9 protein-coding genes and 1 pseudogene are annotated in these 16008 nt (G+C 61.1%); 6 read left to right on the plus strand and 4 right to left on the minus strand.

The window, feature by feature from the left end:
• Positions 1–41: 41 nt before the first annotated feature.
• From L904_RS10375 to L904_RS10400, 6 genes are all read left to right on the plus strand, one after another.
• Positions 42–3368 carry a DUF2126 domain-containing protein gene (locus L904_RS10375; RefSeq protein ID WP_059762515.1) on the plus strand — a complete coding sequence of 1109 codons (3327 nt, stop codon included), beginning with the start codon at positions 42–44 and terminating at the stop codon, positions 3366–3368.
• 1 nt (position 3369) lies between these two features.
• On the plus strand, positions 3370–5775 hold the full coding sequence (locus L904_RS10380) for a circularly permuted type 2 ATP-grasp protein (protein ID WP_020808587.1): 2406 nt from the start codon (positions 3370–3372) through the stop codon (positions 5773–5775).
• Positions 5776–5779: 4 nt separating this feature from the next.
• A complete protein-coding gene (locus tag L904_RS10385; protein ID WP_020808588.1) occupies positions 5780–6658 on the plus strand; it encodes a transglutaminase family protein in 879 nt (292 codons plus the stop codon).
• A 168-nt stretch (positions 6659–6826) separates the two neighbouring features.
• A complete protein-coding gene (locus L904_RS10390; RefSeq protein ID WP_020808589.1) occupies positions 6827–8065 on the plus strand; it encodes a TadE/TadG family type IV pilus assembly protein in 1239 nt (412 codons plus the stop codon).
• A 124-nt stretch (positions 8066–8189) separates the two neighbouring features.
• The gene (locus L904_RS10395) at positions 8190–9812 is read left to right on the plus strand and encodes an ABC-F family ATP-binding cassette domain-containing protein (RefSeq protein WP_020808590.1); all 1623 of its coding nucleotides are present in this window, start codon (positions 8190–8192) and stop codon (positions 9810–9812) included.
• Positions 9813–9872: 60 nt separating this feature from the next.
• Positions 9873–10880 carry a 2-hydroxyacid dehydrogenase gene (locus L904_RS10400; RefSeq protein ID WP_020808591.1) on the plus strand — a complete coding sequence of 336 codons (1008 nt, stop codon included), beginning with the start codon at positions 9873–9875 and terminating at the stop codon, positions 10878–10880.
• 27 nt (positions 10881–10907) lie between these two features.
• Here L904_RS10400 and pyk read toward each other — a convergent pair whose 3' ends face one another.
• From pyk to L904_RS10420, 4 genes and pseudogenes are all read right to left on the minus strand, one after another.
• Complete coding sequence (gene pyk, locus L904_RS10405; protein ID WP_031233357.1) at positions 10908–12317, minus strand: pyruvate kinase; 1410 nt, start codon at positions 12315–12317, stop codon at positions 10908–10910.
• 27 nt (positions 12318–12344) lie between these two features.
• A complete protein-coding gene (locus L904_RS10410) occupies positions 12345–13613 on the minus strand; it encodes a glycerate kinase (RefSeq protein ID WP_020808593.1) in 1269 nt (422 codons plus the stop codon).
• An 11-nt stretch (positions 13614–13624) separates the two neighbouring features.
• Entirely contained in the window at positions 13625–14698 is a 1074-nt protein-coding gene (locus L904_RS10415) for a tartrate dehydrogenase (RefSeq protein ID WP_020808594.1), read from the minus strand.
• Between the two features lie 27 nt (positions 14699–14725).
• Positions 14726–15969, minus strand: a pseudogene (locus L904_RS10420) (MFS transporter).
• Positions 15970–16008 lie beyond the last annotated feature (39 nt).

Genomic DNA, 16008 nt, shown 5'->3' on the forward strand with positions numbered 1-16008 from the left:
GGACAAACCGCATAAGCCGGAAAACCGGGCAAGGCAGATTAATGGCGATCAAAGCGAGCATCTATCATCTGACGCATTATAAATACGACAATCCGGTTCGCCTTGGACCACAGATCATAAGATTAAAGCCCGCCTCGCACTCCAGAACCCGCGTTATCAGCCATTCGCTCAAGGTTTCGCCCTCCAATCACTTCGTGAACCTTCAGCAGGATCCCTACGGCAATTACCTCGCCCGCTTCGTTTTTCCCGAGCCGGCGACGGAATTTAAGATCGAGGTCGATCTTGTCGCCGATATGACGGTTTACAATCCGTTCGATTTCTTTGTGGAGGAAGAGGCGACAAAGTGGCCTTTCGACTATCCGCAGGAATTGCGCGACGACCTGTCCATCTACATGAAGCCGGAGCCGACAGGCCCGCTGCTTGCCGCCTTCATGGCCACCGTCGACCGCACGCCGGGGCAGCAGACGGTGGATATGGTCGTTGGCCTCAATGCCCGCCTGCAACAGGAGATCGGTTACGTCATCCGCATGGAACCGGGCGTCCAGACGCCGGAGGAAACGCTTGCTTCCGGCAAGGGGTCCTGCCGCGATACCAGCTGGCTGCTGGTGCAGGTTCTGCGGCATCTTGGCCTCGCCGCCCGTTTCGTGTCGGGATATCTCATTCAGCTCACCCCCGATCTCAAGGCGCTGGATGGCCCATCCGGCACCGAAGTGGACTTCACCGATCTGCACGCCTGGGCCGAAGTCTATATGCCCGGCGCCGGCTGGATCGGCCTTGACCCCACCTCGGGGCTTCTGACGGGCGAGAGCCATATTCCGCTGGCGGCAACGCCGCATTACCGCAATGCGGCGCCGATTTCCGGCGGTTATTACGGCCATGCCAATACGGAATTCGCCTTCGACATGCAGGTCCGGCGGGTTGCGGAAACGCCGCGCATCACCAAACCTTTTTCGGATGAAAGCTGGGAGGAACTCAACGCGCTCGGCCAGGAGGTCGATGACGTTCTGAACAGCCATGACGTCCGGTTGACCATGGGCGGCGAACCGACCTTCGTTTCCATCGACGATTTCGAATCCGACGAATGGAACACCGGCGCGGTCGGGCCGACAAAGCGTGAAAAGGCCGATGCCCTGATCCGCCGTCTGCGTGAGCGTTTCGCACCGGGCGGCTTTCTGCATTACGGGCAGGGGAAATGGTATCCGGGCGAAAGCCTGCCGCGCTGGACCTTCTCGCTCTATTGGCGCAAGGACGGCCTGCCGATCTGGCAGAACCCGGCGCTGATCGCGGAGGAGGGCGCAAATACAGGCGTCAAGGCGGAAGATGCGCAGAAACTGCTGGGCGGCATCGCCTCCCATCTCGGCATCGAGCCTGAGCTGGTGCTGCCGGCCTATGAAGATCCGGCCGAATGGATCATCAAGGAAGGCAGCCTTCCCGACAATGTCGACCCGTCCAATTCCAAGCTGAAAGACCCGGAGGAGCGAAACCGCATGGCCCGCGTCTTCGAGCGGGGACTGACGACACCGACCGGCTATATTCTTCCCGTTCAGGCGTGGAATGCGCGCGCCGCCGGCAAACGCTGGATCAGCGAAAAATGGAAGACGCGGCGCGGTAAAATATTCCTCGTTCCGGGTGACAGCCCGGTGGGTTACCGTCTGCCGCTCGGCACCCTGCCCTATGTGCCGCCATCCGCCTATCCCTATATTCATGAAGCCGATCCTTCGATCCCCCGCGGTCCGCTTCCCGATGTGCTGACGCCATCGGGCCGCGCCATGCCCGAAGCCTCCTTCCATGCCAGCGAGGCCCCGGGGCAGGAGCGCATCGAACAGACGCTCGGCGAAATCGGCGGCGCGGTGCGCACCGCCATGTCGGTGGAACCGCGTGACGGAAGGCTCTGCGTCTTCATGCCGCCGGTCGAGCGCATCGAGGATTATCTGGAACTAATTGCAGCAGCGGAAGCGGCAGCCGCCGATCTTGGCTTGCCCGTCCATATCGAGGGCTATGCGCCGCCGCATGACGAACGCGTCAATGTCATCCGTGTCGCACCCGATCCGGGCGTCATCGAGGTCAACATCCACCCCGCCGCGGGCTGGAAGGATTGCGTCGACATCACCACGGCTGTTTATGAGGAGGCGCGTCAATCGCGTCTCGGCGCCGACAAGTTCATGATCGACGGCCGCCACACCGGCACCGGCGGCGGCAACCATGTGGTCGTGGGTGGCGCCAACCCCAATGACAGCCCCTTCCTGCGCCGGCCCGATCTTCTCAAAAGCCTCGTTCTGCACTGGCAGCGGCATCCCTCGCTCTCCTATCTCTTCTCAGGTCTCTTCATCGGCCCGACGAGCCAGGCGCCGCGTATCGACGAAGCCCGCCACGACAGTCTCTACGAGCTGGAGATCGCGCTTGCGCAGGTGCCTGCCCCCGGAGAAGGCGTGCCGCCGCTGCCATGGCTGGTCGACCGGCTGTTCCGCAATCTTCTGACGGATGTGACGGGCAATACCCATCGCGCTGAAATCTGCATCGACAAGCTGTTTTCGCCTGACGGGCCGACTGGCCGCCTCGGGCTGGTGGAATTCCGCGGTTTCGAAATGCCGCCCAACGCGCGCATGTCGCTCGCCCAGCAATTGCTGGTGCGCGCCCTCATCGCCCGCTTCTGGAAAAACCCGGCCGCCGGCAAATTCGTGCGCTGGGGTACGGCGCTCGCCGACCGTTTCATGCTGCCGCATTATATCTGGGCGGATTTCCTCGACGTGCTTGCCGACCTCAGGGAAAACGGCTTCGATCTCAAGCCGGAATGGTTCACTGCCCAGCAGGAATTCCGTTTCCCCTTCTTCGGCGAAGTGGAATATGAGGGTGCGAAGCTGGAACTGCGCCAGGCGCTGGAGCCCTGGCATGTGATGGGCGAACAGGGCGCCATCGGCGGAACCGTGCGTTATGTCGACAGCTCCGTCGAGCGCCTGCAGGTGCGGCTGGAAACCTCCAATCCCGCCCGTTACGCGGTTGCCTGCAACGGCCGCGCCGTGCCGCTGACCCCGACTGAAAACCGCAGCGTCGCGGTCGCCGGCGTTCGCTTCAAGGCATGGCAGCCCGCTTCCGGCCTGCATCCCGTTCTGCCCGTCAATTCACCCTTGACCTTTGACATTTATGATACATGGTCGAGGCGATCGATCGGCGGATGCATCTACCATGTTGCTCATCCGGGCGGGCGCAATTACGAGACGTTTCCCGTCAACGGCAATGAGGCCGAGGCACGCCGCCTCGCCCGTTTCGAACCATGGGGGCATACGGCAGGGCAATATCCGCTACAAGCGGAAACCATGTCGCCAGAATTTCCGCTGACGCTCGATCTGCGTCGGCCTTACGGAGTGTAAATTGTCCAAAGCCCCGGCAACGGAACGCAAGACGGAAACGAGCGCGCAACCGCGCGGGCTCGAATATTCCCCCTTGCCGGGCGTTGCCGACGAAATGCTCGATACCAACGGCAAGGTCAGGCCGGTCTGGAAGACCCTGCTCGACGCCCTGTCGCGCATGTCGGAACGGGAATTGCACGAGCGCTTTGCCCGCACCGACCGCTATCTGCGCGATGCCGGCGTGTTCTACCGCGATTACGGTAAGGGCAGCAGCGAAAGAAACTGGCCGATCTCCCATATTCCGGTGCTGATCGACGACAGGGAGTGGGCGGTTCTTTCCGAGGGGCTGAAACAGCGCGCCAATCTTCTGGAAGCCATGGTGGCCGATTTTTACGGCGAAAACCGGCTGGTCAAGGAAGGTTTCGTGCCGCCGGCCCTGATCGCCTCCAATCCGGAATATCTACGGCCCATGGTCGGCGTGAAACCGGCAAGCGGCCATTATCTGCATTTCTGTTCCTTCGAGATCGGGCGCGGACCTGACGGCAACTGGTGGGTGCTGGCCGACCGGACGCAGGCGCCTTCCGGTGCGGGTTTCGCGCTCGAAAACCGGGTGGCCACCACCCGTGCACTTTCCGATATCTATGCCGAAACCCATGTGCACCGTCTGGCCTCGTTCTTTGGCGCTTTCCGCGACACGCTGCAGGCGCAAAGAAAGCACCCCGACGACCGGATCGCCGTGTTGACGCCCGGCCCCGCCAACGAAACCTATTTCGAACACGCCTATATCGCCCGTTATCTCGGCTTCATGCTGCTGGAAGGCGAAGACCTCACCGTCGTCAACGGCCGCGTCATGGTCAGAACCGTAGCGGGACTGAAACCGGTCGGCGTTCTGTGGCGGCGTCTCGACGCCTCCTATTCCGACCCGCTGGAACTGAACCAGCAATCCCATATCGGCACGCCGGGCATGGTGCAGGCGCTACGCAATGAAGCGCTCACCGTCGTCAATGCGCTCGGCAGCGGTATTCTCGAGACGCGGGCGCTGCTCGCCTTCATGCCGCGCATCTGCCGTCACATTCTGGGCGAGGAGCTGAAACTGCCCTCCATCGCCACCTGGTGGTGCGGGCAGGAATCGGAACGCCGCCATGTCGCCGGCAATATCGAAGGCATGGTCATCGGCCCCGCTTATTCCCGGCTTCCTTTTTTCGACGATAACGGTCAATCCGTGCTTGGCTCGTCGCTGCGCGAAACGGCGAAGGAATCGATCAGCGACTGGCTCGCCTCCGACGGCCACAGGCTGGTGGGACAGGAAGTGGTGACGCTTTCGACAACCCCGGCCTATATCGACAACAAGCTCGTGCCGCGCCCGATGAGCCTTCGCGTTTTTGCCGCGCGCACCCAGGATGGCTGGCAGATCATGCCCGGCGGCTTCGCGCGTATCGGCAGCAGCAACGATGTCTCCGCCATCGCCATGCAATCGGGCGGAAGCGCTGCGGATGTCTGGATCGTCAGCGACAAACCGGTGGAACGCACCACGCTACTGCCGGCGGAAGAAAGCTTCACCCGCAATATGCCGGGCAGCCTGCCGAGCCGCGCAGCCGACAATCTCTTCTGGCTCGGCCGTTATATCGAGCGTTCAGAAGGCGCCCTGCGCATCCTGCGCGCCTGGCACGGGCGCTACGCTGAATCCGCCGATCCGCGCCAGCCTCTGCTCGCGCATGTGACACGCTATCTCGAAGCGCTCGATGTGGAGATGAGCGATGCCGTGCCGGAAAGCCTGCTGAACAACATCAACAGCGCGCTTTATTCCGCCAGCAATATCCGCGACCGCTTTTCGCCTGACGGGTGGCTGGCGCTGAACGACCTTGCCAAGACCGCCCGCCGTTTCCACGCGAAAGTGGCCCCCGGCGACGATGCTACCCATGCCATGACGATCCTGCTGCGCAAGCTTGCGGGCTTTGCCGGTCTCGTGCACGAAAACATGTATCGCTTCACCGGCTGGCGTTTCCTGTCGATCGGCCGCTACCTGGAGCGCGGCCTGCATATGACGCGTCTTCTCGGCCATATGACCGGCCCGGACGCACCTGACGGCTCCTATGACATGCTGCTCGAAATCGGCGACAGCGTCATGACCCATCGCCGGCGCTACAACGTCAATACGGCCGGCCTGACCGTGACCGATCTTCTGGCGCTCGACCCGCTCAATCCCCGCTCGATCCTGTTCCAGCTGAACGAGATCCGCACCGAGGTGGAACAGCTTCCGAACGCCTTCGTCAACGGCCAGATGTCACCCTTCTACCGCGAGGCGATGCGTCTGCATTCCGGGCTTGCGGTCATGACGCCGGAAAACATGAACGGCGCGATCTATCGCCAGCTCGAAACCGACATGGAACATCTCTCCGATGTTCTGGCCCGGACCTATCTCGGATAATCCTATGCTTTACGATCTTTCCCTGCATATGGGTTACACTTACGACACGCTGGCCCACGGCGCGCGCCACATCATCCGTGTCCTGCCGCTCTCCATCCCTGGCCGGCAGCGGCTTGTCGCCGGCTCCATCGATGTTTCGCCGGTGCCGGAAGAACGTGCCACCTTCGAGGACTTCTTTCATCAATCGGCCACGTCAGTGCATCTGCGCGCGCCGCATGAGAAGCTGGATATCCGCATGCAGGCCCGCGTGATGGTGGAGGCGCCGGCGCTGACGGCGGATTTCTCCCCGGAACTTTCCCGGCTGCCGCAGGACCTGGCCGATGTCTGGTCCCTCGATTTCCAGTCGCCGCACCACTTCATCGGTGCGAGCCCAAGGATCGGAATGGATGCGGCGATATCGGCCTATGCCCGGGAATCGCTGAAACCCGGAATGACCATCCGCGAAATCGCGCTCTCTCTGTGCAAACGCATCCACAAGGACTTTACCTATGACGGCGAGGCGACGACCGTCGATACGACGCCGTCGGAAGCCTTCAAGCTGAAGCGCGGCGTGTGCCAGGATTTTTCGCATATCATGATCATGGCGCTGCGCAGCCTCGGCATTCCCGCCGGTTATGTCAGCGGTTTCCTGCGCACCATTCCGCCACCGGGCAAGGAACGGCTTGAAGGTGCCGATGCAATGCACGCCTGGGTTCGCGTCTGGTGCGGAGAAGCCGCCGGTTATCTGGAACTCGATCCCACCAATGATATCGTCGCCGGAAGCGACCATATCGTCGTCGGTTACGGCAGGGACTATTCCGATGTCGCCCCGGTGATCGGTGTCTTGAAGAGCTATGGCAACCAGCAGATAAAACAGGCCGTCGACGTCATCCCCGTCGAATAATGACACTATGTGTATTATTGCGGCTATCGCGCCAAACAATTCTTGAAAATACTTCGAAAACTGCTCCAATTTGATCGCTGCGTAAAATTGAACCGATCACGTTAGCGGATTTTACATCGTTTGCGGCTTCTCTGTGCTCAGTCGAATATTCTAATCCGTGAGCCCGTCATGACCGCCTCTGCACATCAAAAACCGAAGCGCCGTTTCCTTGCCGATACCAGCGGCAATTTCGGCATGATGACGGCCATTCTGCTGCCGGTGTTGCTGGGTTTTGCCGGCGCCGGCATGGAGTTGGCGAATGTGATGCAGGTGAAAGCGGATATGCAGAATACCGCGGATTCTGCAGCCCTTGCGGCAGCGACCGAGGCCCGTTTGAAAATGGGAGACCTGACGGACGCGCAGCTCAAGGAAATCGCCAAGAACTTCATTGCGGCCCAGATGGAAAAGAACCTGACCGAGGAAGAGAAGAAGGAACTGGAGGAGAATTCTCCAACCAATATCACGACGACGGAAAACGCCCGCGGCAAGACCTACACCGTCGAGACCACGATCAACCACCGCGTACAGCTCAATCCGCTGCTCGGGTTCATTGGCGCAAAAACACTCGATCTTTCGGTAACAGGCACAGCAAAGAGCACCGTCAACAAGGGCGCACCGATCTCCATGTATCTGGCGCTTGATCGTTCCGGTTCGATGTCATTCAAGACGGACACCATCAATACCGCGAAAAAATCCTGCCCGAACTACACTTCCAGCAATTGGGGCAAGAGCGAAGCGCAGGTCACGTCCAGTCCCTGCTATGTCAACAAGGCTACGTCGCTCAAAACCGCCGTCGGGTTCCTTGTCGCAACATTGAACAAGGCTGACCCGACCTATACCGCGAGCGGCGGTTCCGAGCTTGTTCGCACAGGTGCCTCGGTCTATACACATGAGACCTATCCGGCCCAGCCCATCAGCTGGGGTACGAGCAGCGTTGTCAGCTACGTGGACAAGCAAATCCCGGAGTTTCCGACCGGCGGCACCGATGCCCGCAGCAGCCTGACCGCCGCCTATAACGCCCTAAAAAAAGCCAACACCGATGAAGCGAAAGCACATAAAGCGCAGGGGAACGAATCCTTCGAGCGCTATATTGTTCTCATGACCGACGGTGAAATGACGGGCAACAGCGCCTCGTGGAACTCCAGCATCGACCAGTCCGTGCGCACCACCTGCGAGACCGCCAAGAAAGACGGGATCAAGATTTTCAGCGTCGCCTTCATGGCGCCGGACAAGGGCAAGTCGCTGTTGCAATATTGCGCATCGAGCCTCGACAATTATTACGCGCCGGAAAACATGGAGCAGATCGTCACAGCCTTTGGCGAAATCGCCCGCAAGGCTGCTGGCAGCATAGCCACGCTCACCAACTGATCTGTTTCCGGAGTTGCAGCTCCGGAGCGTCTTGTCGGCTGCATGACTGACAAGACGTGTGCGGCAGGTGACAGCGGCGACGGCCCGTGGCATAGGAGGGCCGCTCCCATTCACAGGCCCTGTCATGATCCGCATCGAAAACATCAGCAAGTCGAACAGTCACCGTATTCTCTATATCGAGGCCTCCGCCGCGCTCAATCGCGGCGAGAAGATCGGCCTTGTCGGTCCGAACGGTGCCGGCAAGACGACACTGTTCCGGATGATCACCGGCGAAGAGCAGCCCGACGAGGGCCAGGTCGTCGTCGAAAAGGGCATGACGGTCGGTTATTTCGATCAGGATGTCGGTGAAATGTCCGGCCGCTCGGCCGTCGCGGAAGTCATGGAAGGGGCAGGCCCCGTCAGCGAAGTGGCGGCGGAGCTTCGGGAACTGGAAGCCGCCATGTCCGATCCCGACCGGATGGACGAGATGGACACCATCATCGAACGTTACGGCGAAGTGCAGGCGCGTTATGAGGAACTGGACGGCTACGCGTTGGAAGGCCGTGCGCGCGAAGTGCTGGACGGATTGAGCTTCACCCAGGAGATGATGGACGGCGATGTTTCCAAGCTTTCCGGCGGCTGGAAGATGCGCGTGGCGCTTGCGCGCATCCTCTTGATGCGCCCGGACGTGATGCTGCTCGACGAACCGTCGAACCATCTCGATCTCGAAAGCCTGATCTGGCTCGAGGATTTCCTGAAAAACTACGACGGCGCTTTGCTGATGACGTCGCATGACCGCGAATTCATGAACCGCATCGTGACCAAGATCATCGAAATCGATGCCGGCAATCTCACCTCCTATTCCGGTGACTACGGCTTTTACGAACAGCAGCGCGCGCAGAACGAAAAGCAACAGCAGGCGCAGTTCGAACGCCAGCAGGCCATGCTCGCCAAGGAAATCAAGTTCATCGAACGCTTCAAGGCCCGCGCTTCGCACGCCTCGCAGGTACAGAGCCGCGTGAAGAAACTCGAGAAGATCGACCGCGTCGAGCCGCCAAAACGGCGTCAGACGGTTGCTTTCGAATTCGCACCGGCGCCCCGGTCGGGCGAGGATGTCGTGGCGCTGAAGAAGGTGAACAAGGCCTATGGCAGCCGCACGATCTATGGCGAGCTCGATTTCATGGTGCGGCGCAAGGAACGCTGGTGCATCATGGGTGTCAACGGCGCTGGAAAATCGACGCTGCTGAAGCTGGTGACCGGCACGGCGGAACCGGATTCCGGCAATGTCACCCTCGGCGCCAGCGTCAAGCTCGGCTATTTCGCCCAGCACGCCATGGATGTTCTGGATGGCGACAGCACCATTCTCGAATGGCTGGAGGAGCGTTTTCCGAAGGCGGGGCAGGCGCCGTTGCGCGCCCTTGCCGGCTGTTTCGGCTTTTCCGGCGACGACGTGGAAAAACGCTGCCGTGTTCTTTCCGGCGGTGAAAAGGCCCGTCTCGTCATGGCGGCCATGCTGTTCGATCCGCCGAACTTCCTCGTGCTGGACGAGCCGACCAACCATCTCGATCTCGACACCAAGGAAATGCTGATCAAAGCCCTCTCGGATTATGAAGGCACGATGCTGTTCGTTTCGCACGACCGCCATTTCCTGGCCGCGCTGTCGAACCGGGTGCTGGAACTGACGCCCGATGGCATCCACCAATATGGCGGCGGCTATACCGAATATGTGGAAAGCACGGGACAGGAAGCGCCGGGCCTTCGCAGCTAAGCCACCTGCCGGACGCGTCGCCCTGTAACGGCAGCTTTCGTTTGGAGACTGGAGAAACAGATGCGGATCGTGGTCTACAGCGCCAAACCCTATGACAGGCAGTTCCTTGACGCTGCCGCCCACGCTGGCATGCGGATGCAATATTGCGAAGCACGCCTGTCTCTCGAGACAGTGGCGCTGGCGGAGGGAGCGGCGGCGATCTGCGCCTTCGTTAATGACGACCTGTCGCGGCCGGTGCTTGAAAAGCTGGCGGAAATGGGTGTCCGGCTCATCGCCCTGCGCTGCGCCGGTTTCAATCAGGTCGATCTCGCCGCCGCCGAAAAGCTCGGCCTGACCGTTGCGCGCGTGCCGGCCTATTCGCCCTATGCGGTCGCCGAGCACACCATGGCGCTCATCCTGTCGCTCAACCGCAAGATCCATCGCGCCTATAACCGTGTCCGCGAAGGAAACTTCGCCCTCGATGGCCTTCTCGGCTTCGACCTTCACGGCAAGACGGTCGGCATTGTCGGTACAGGCAAGATCGGGGCGATTTTCGCGCGCATTGCGGCCGGCTTCGGCTGCCGTCTCGTCGGCCATGACGTCCGGCCAAATCCAGATTGCGAAGCACTGGGCATGGTCTACGTCACGCGCGAGAAACTGTTTCGAACATCGGACATTCTGGCGCTGATGTGCCCGCTCACACCGGAGACCCGTCACCTCATTCGCCGGGAGACGCTGCCGCTGCTGAAAAAGGGCGTGATGCTCGTCAATACCAGCCGCGGCGCCATCATCGACACGCAGGCGGCAATTGCGGGTCTGAAAGACGGCACAATCGGCAGTCTCGGCATCGATGTTTATGAAGAAGAGGCCGATCTCTTTTTCGAGGACCTTTCCAACGATGTGCTGCGCGACGATGTTTTCGCGCGGCTGCTGACCTTCCCCAATGTTCTGGTCACCGGCCATCAGGGCTTCTTCACGCAGGAGGCCCTCAGGAACATCGCGGACACCACGATCGGCAATATCGAAAGCTTTTTCGGGACCGGCAGGGCGCTACATGCGGTTTCCACCGAGCAGCTAGCAGGCCCCTAAAAGTCGCGAACAATAAGGTCCGATATGTCACAACCGGGCCACGCGCAGATTGTTCGTCGTACCGGACTGACCGAACGGAATACCGCTGACGATGACGAGATTGTCACCGGAACGGGCCAGATCGACATGTTTCGCAAGCCGTGCCGCCTGTTCGAACCTGTCGTCAATGCCAAGGTCTTCGTCATAGAGGCTGATTGCACCCCACAAAAGGCAAAGCCTGCGGGCCACCGCCATATCCGCCGTGATCGCCACGATTGGCAAAGACGGGCGCTCCCGTGCTATGCGAGCCGCCGTCACGCCGCTCGATGTGAAGGCTACAATCGCCGGCGCACCGATCGCGGTGGCGACATCGGCCGCCGCGCCGGCCACCGCATGGGCGGGTGTTGGCTCCAGCGCCGGTTCCGTCGCCCGCAGGATCGAATTATAGAGCTTGTGGCCTTCGGTACTGCGAATGATACGGTCCATCATCTCAACGGTTTCGACGGGATATCTGCCGGTCGCGGTTTCAGCGGAGAGCATCACCGCATCGACGCCGTCATAGATCGCCATGGCAACATCCGACGCTTCGGCGCGTGTGGGTGATGCGGACGAAACCATCGAATCCAGCATCTGGGTGGCGACAATGACTGGCTTCACCGCCTGACGACAGGCGCGCACAAGCTCTTTCTGACGCCCCGGAACCTCCTCGGCAGGAATTTCGACGCCGAGATCGCCGCGCGCCACCATCAGGGCATCGGACAGGCTGATGATATCGTCGATCTTCTCGAGAGCGGACGGCTTCTCGATTTTTGCCACCAGCCCCGCACGTTCGACGATCAGGCCGCGCGCCTCGATGAGATCGCCGGGTTTCTGCACGAAAGAAAGCGCGACCCAGTCGACACCGAGATCGAGACCGAAGGCGAGATCGCTGCGGTCCTTCGTCGTGAGCGGCGAGATGTCCAGTACCGTTCCCGGAATATTGACGCCCTTGCGGTCGGAAATCGCACCGCCGAAGATCACCTCAGCCTCCAGCTCATCCGCCCCCACGCGCAAAAGACGGACACGTATGCGACCGTCATCGATCAGAAGATCGTCGCCGGGCTTTACGGCGGCGAATATTTCGGGGTGAGGCAGGGGAATCGCCGACGTTTCCCCACTCTCTGAACGGAGAACGAAACGAACGACATCCCCCGCCGACACGCTGGCCGACCCGCCCGCGATCCGTCCGAGCCTTATCTTGGGACCCTGCAAATCCTGCAAGATGCCGATGGGCATCGCCATTTCCCGCTCGATCGTCCGGATCGCGTGGAAAACCCGGGCATGATCCTCATGCGAGCCATGGCTGAAATTCAGGCGAAACGTATCGACGCCCGCCAGGAACAGGGCTTTCAGCATTTCAGGCGATGCGCTGGCAGGCCCGACCGTCGCAACAATTTTTGCTTGGCGTTTACGATGCATGATCAATCAATCGGCTTTCGCCGCCCTTTAAAATACGAGAATTGCGCGGAAATCATTCACATTGGTCAGGGTGGGACCTGTTTTCACCAGGTCACCGAGGTGCTCGAAAAAACGATAGCTGTCGTGAGAGGCGAGATAGGCCTTCGCGTCGAGGTTCAGGGCCGCCGCTCTTACAAGCGTGTCCGGCGCAACGATCGCACCCGCCGCATCTTCCGTCCCGTCGATACCGTCCGTATCGCAGGCGATGGCCCATAGTCCCGTCCGACCATTCAAGGTGGCCGCAAGGGCGAGAAGAAACTCCGTGTTGCGCCCGCCGCGACCGGCACCGCCCGAACCGATGGTGACAGTCGCCTCACCGCCGGAGAGGATAACCGCGGGGCCTTTCAGCGGATGCCCCCTGGTAACGGCGGAAAGCGCGATGCCGCCCAATACCGTGCCGAGTTCCCGCGCCTCACCCTCCAGCGCATCGCCCAGTATCAGCGTTCGCAGTCCGGCCGCCGCCGCCACCTCCGCCGCCGCCTCAAGAGCAAGCGAAGGTGTCGCGATCATCCGCACATCGCTTGCCATGTCGTGAGATTTGGGCGTCTCATGGCCGCTTTCGAGGACGGCTAGTGCCGATGGCGGCAAGGCTATGCCGTGCCGGCGAACGATTTCCCGGACCTCCGCGATGGTGCTGTCGTCGGCAACGGTCGGACCCGACGCAATGTCGGAAGGATCATCGCCCGGCACGTCGGAAATCACCATGGTCACAAGGCGGGCGGGCTCGGCCGCCTTGGCGAGCTGTCCACCCTTGATCATGGACAGATGCTTGCGGATCGCGTTCATCTCCCGGATGGTCGCCCCGCTTGCCAGCAGCGCCCTGTTCACCGCCTGCTTGTCCGCAAGCGACATATCGCCAGCGGGCGCAACGAGGAGGGCGGAACCGCCGCCGGAGATCATGGCTATGACCAGATCGCGTTCCGACAGTCCGGAAACCGCATCCAGCACGGCGCGCCCGGCCTCCAGGCTGCTCTCGTCGGGAACCGGATGAGACGCCTCGATGATGCGGATGCGGCCAGCCGGGACGGCGTGGCCGTATCGCGTGACGACAACGCCGGAAACGTCGACGTCGGGCCATGCCGCCTCGAGTGCCGCCGCCATCGCCGCCGAGGCTTTTCCGGCGCCGACCACGATACACCGCCCTTGCGGTTTCGGCGGCAGGTGCCGCATCACCGCTTCCTGCGGATTGGCGCTTGCCACGGCCGCGTCGAACATCCGGCGCAGCAGGTCTCTCGCGGTCTCATCCGTCCAGCGCATGGTCGATCCGGTCACACGTTGGAGGAATAAATGGCATCGACAACGGCGTCGGTCACGTCGTTTGTCGTTGCCGTGCCGCCGACATCCGGGGTCAGGATGCCCGAGCCCGTCACCCGTTCCACCGCCCGCATCAGCCGGGCGGATGCGTCGGCTTCGCCGAGATGATCCAGCATCTGCGCCGCCGTCCAGAACGTGGCGACCGGATTGGCGATGCCCTTGCCGGTAATATCGAAGGCGGAACCGTGGATCGGTTCGAACATCGACGGGAAACGCCGCTCGGGATCGATATTGCCGGTTGGCGCCACGCCAAGGCTGCCGGCCAGCGCGCCCGCAAGGTCAGACAGGATATCGGCATGAAGATTGGTGGCGACGATGGTGTCGAGGCTCTTCGGATTGAGCGTCATGCGAACCGTCATGGCGTCCACCAGCATCTTGTCCCAGGTCACATCTGGAAACTCTTCGGCGACTTCCGCCGCGATCTCGTCCCACATGACCATGCCGTGACGCTGCGCATTGGATTTGGTCACGACCGTCAGCAGCTTGCGCGGCCGCGACTGCGCCAGTTTGAACGCGTAACGCATGATGCGGGTGACGCCGACACGGGTAAAGATCGCGACCTCGGTGCCGACCTCTTCGGGCAGGCCGCGATGCGCGCGACCGCCATGTCCGGAATATTCACCTTCCGAATTTTCACGGACGATGACCCAGTCAAGGTCGCCGGGACCGCAATTGCGCAGCGGCGGCGTAATGCCCGGCAGAATCTTCGTGGGCCGGACATTGGCATATTGGTCAAAACCCTGGCAGATGGGCAGGCGAAGGCCCCACAGCGTGATGTGATCCGGCACATCCGGCGCGCCGACGGCGCCGAAATAGATCGCGTCGAACTTCTTCAGCTTCGACAGGCCGTCGGACGGCATCATCACACCGTTCTTCTTGTAATAGTCGGAACCCCAATCGAAATTCTCTAAATTGAACTTGATGCCGCCGTCCCGCTTTTCGATGGCCGCAAGCACCCGGGTGCCGGCGGCGATGACTTCAGGGCCGATGCCGTCGGCCGGGATGGTGGCTATGGAATATTCGCGCATGTCTGGTCTCCGTTACGATATTGCTGGTTAAGGGCGCTGGCTTGCCGCATTGGCGGCTTCGGCGCTTTTTTGGCTTGTCTTCGACAGGATGAGGGTAAGAACGGCCGACAGAAGCAGAAGGCCGGCGACGAAATAGAGGCCGCCGCTGAAACCTCCGGTCTGGTCCTTGACCCAGCCGATGACGGAGGGGCCGACGAAACCGCCGAGATTACCGATGGAATTGATGGTGGCGATGCCGGCGGCCGCAGCCGGCCCGGACAGGAACAGCGTGGGCATGCTCCAGAGAGGCGGCTTCGAGCAGCTGATGCCGATATTGACCAGCGTCAGCGCGATGAGGACGGCAAAGACCGAGGCGGCGCCGGTTGCAAAAGCAAGACCCACCGCCGCCAACAGGCATGCACCGACGACATGCCATGTGCGTTCGCCTGTCCTGTCGGAATGGCGTGCCCAGAGAACCATCGCCACTACGGCGAAAATGGCGGGAATGGCATTGATGAAGCCGACCTGAAGTGACGAAAGGCCGAATTGCTTGATGATCTGAGGCGCCCAGATGCCAAGCGTATAAAGCCCGGCGGACGTGCCGAAATAGACGAGCGAAAGCGCAAGGACACGCATGTCCGCAAGACCTGCCCAGATGCTATAGCTCGACTTGGCGGCCTTCGATGCCTGTTCCTCGTTCATGGTCTTGACGAGCCAGTCCCGCTCCTCCGTCGTCAGCCAATTGGCTTTTTCCGGGCGGTCCGTCAGATAAAACAGGACGACAACGCCGAGAATGACGGCGGGTGCGGCTTCGATCAGGAACATCCACTGCCAGCCGGCAAGACCCAGCAACCCGTGCATTTCCATCAGCGCACCGGAAATCGGCGAACCGAGCACCGTCGATAGCGGCGCGGCCGCCATGAAGATCGCGGTCACGGCGGCGCGGCGGCGGGCAGGAAACCAGAAGCTCAGATACAGAATGATGCCGGGGAAAAAGCCGGCTTCGGCAATTCCGAGCAGAACCGCAGCGTATAGAAGCTCGGAATGCCCTGGACGAAGGCCATGCCCCCCGAAATGAACCCCCAGGTGATCATTACCCGCGCGATCCAGATACGGGCGCCGACCTTGTTCAGGATCAGGTTGGAGGGAACCTCGAACAGAAAATAGCCGAGGAAAAAAATGCCGGCGCCGATGCCGAACACGGTGGATGAGAAACCAAGATCCTGATTCATGGTCAAGGCCGCAAAACCGATGTTCACGCGGTCCAGGAACGCGATGAAGTAGAGCAGCATGATGAAGGGTACGATGCGGAATGTAATTTTGCGCAAGAC

The sequence above is a fragment of the Agrobacterium sp. LY4 genome (assembly GCF_001526585.1).
In the GTDB taxonomy this organism is placed as follows: domain Bacteria; phylum Pseudomonadota; class Alphaproteobacteria; order Rhizobiales; family Rhizobiaceae; genus Agrobacterium; species Agrobacterium leguminum.

Coding starts and splice junctions, on each gene's coding strand:
- L904_RS10385 (WP_020808588.1), top strand. CDS start 5,780: ATGCTTTACGATCTTTCCCTGCATATGGGTTACACTTACGACACGCTG.
- L904_RS10390 (WP_020808589.1), top strand. CDS start 6,827: ATGACCGCCTCTGCACATCAAAAACCGAAGCGCCGTTTCCTTGCCGAT.
- pyk (WP_031233357.1), bottom strand. CDS start 12,317: ATGCATCGTAAACGCCAAGCAAAAATTGTTGCGACGGTCGGGCCTGCC.
- L904_RS10375 (WP_059762515.1), top strand. CDS start 42: ATGGCGATCAAAGCGAGCATCTATCATCTGACGCATTATAAATACGAC.
- L904_RS10400 (WP_020808591.1), top strand. CDS start 9,873: ATGCGGATCGTGGTCTACAGCGCCAAACCCTATGACAGGCAGTTCCTT.
- L904_RS10410 (WP_020808593.1), bottom strand. CDS start 13,613: ATGCGCTGGACGGATGAGACCGCGAGAGACCTGCTGCGCCGGATGTTC.
- L904_RS10395 (WP_020808590.1), top strand. CDS start 8,190: ATGATCCGCATCGAAAACATCAGCAAGTCGAACAGTCACCGTATTCTC.
- L904_RS10415 (WP_020808594.1), bottom strand. CDS start 14,698: ATGCGCGAATATTCCATAGCCACCATCCCGGCCGACGGCATCGGCCCT.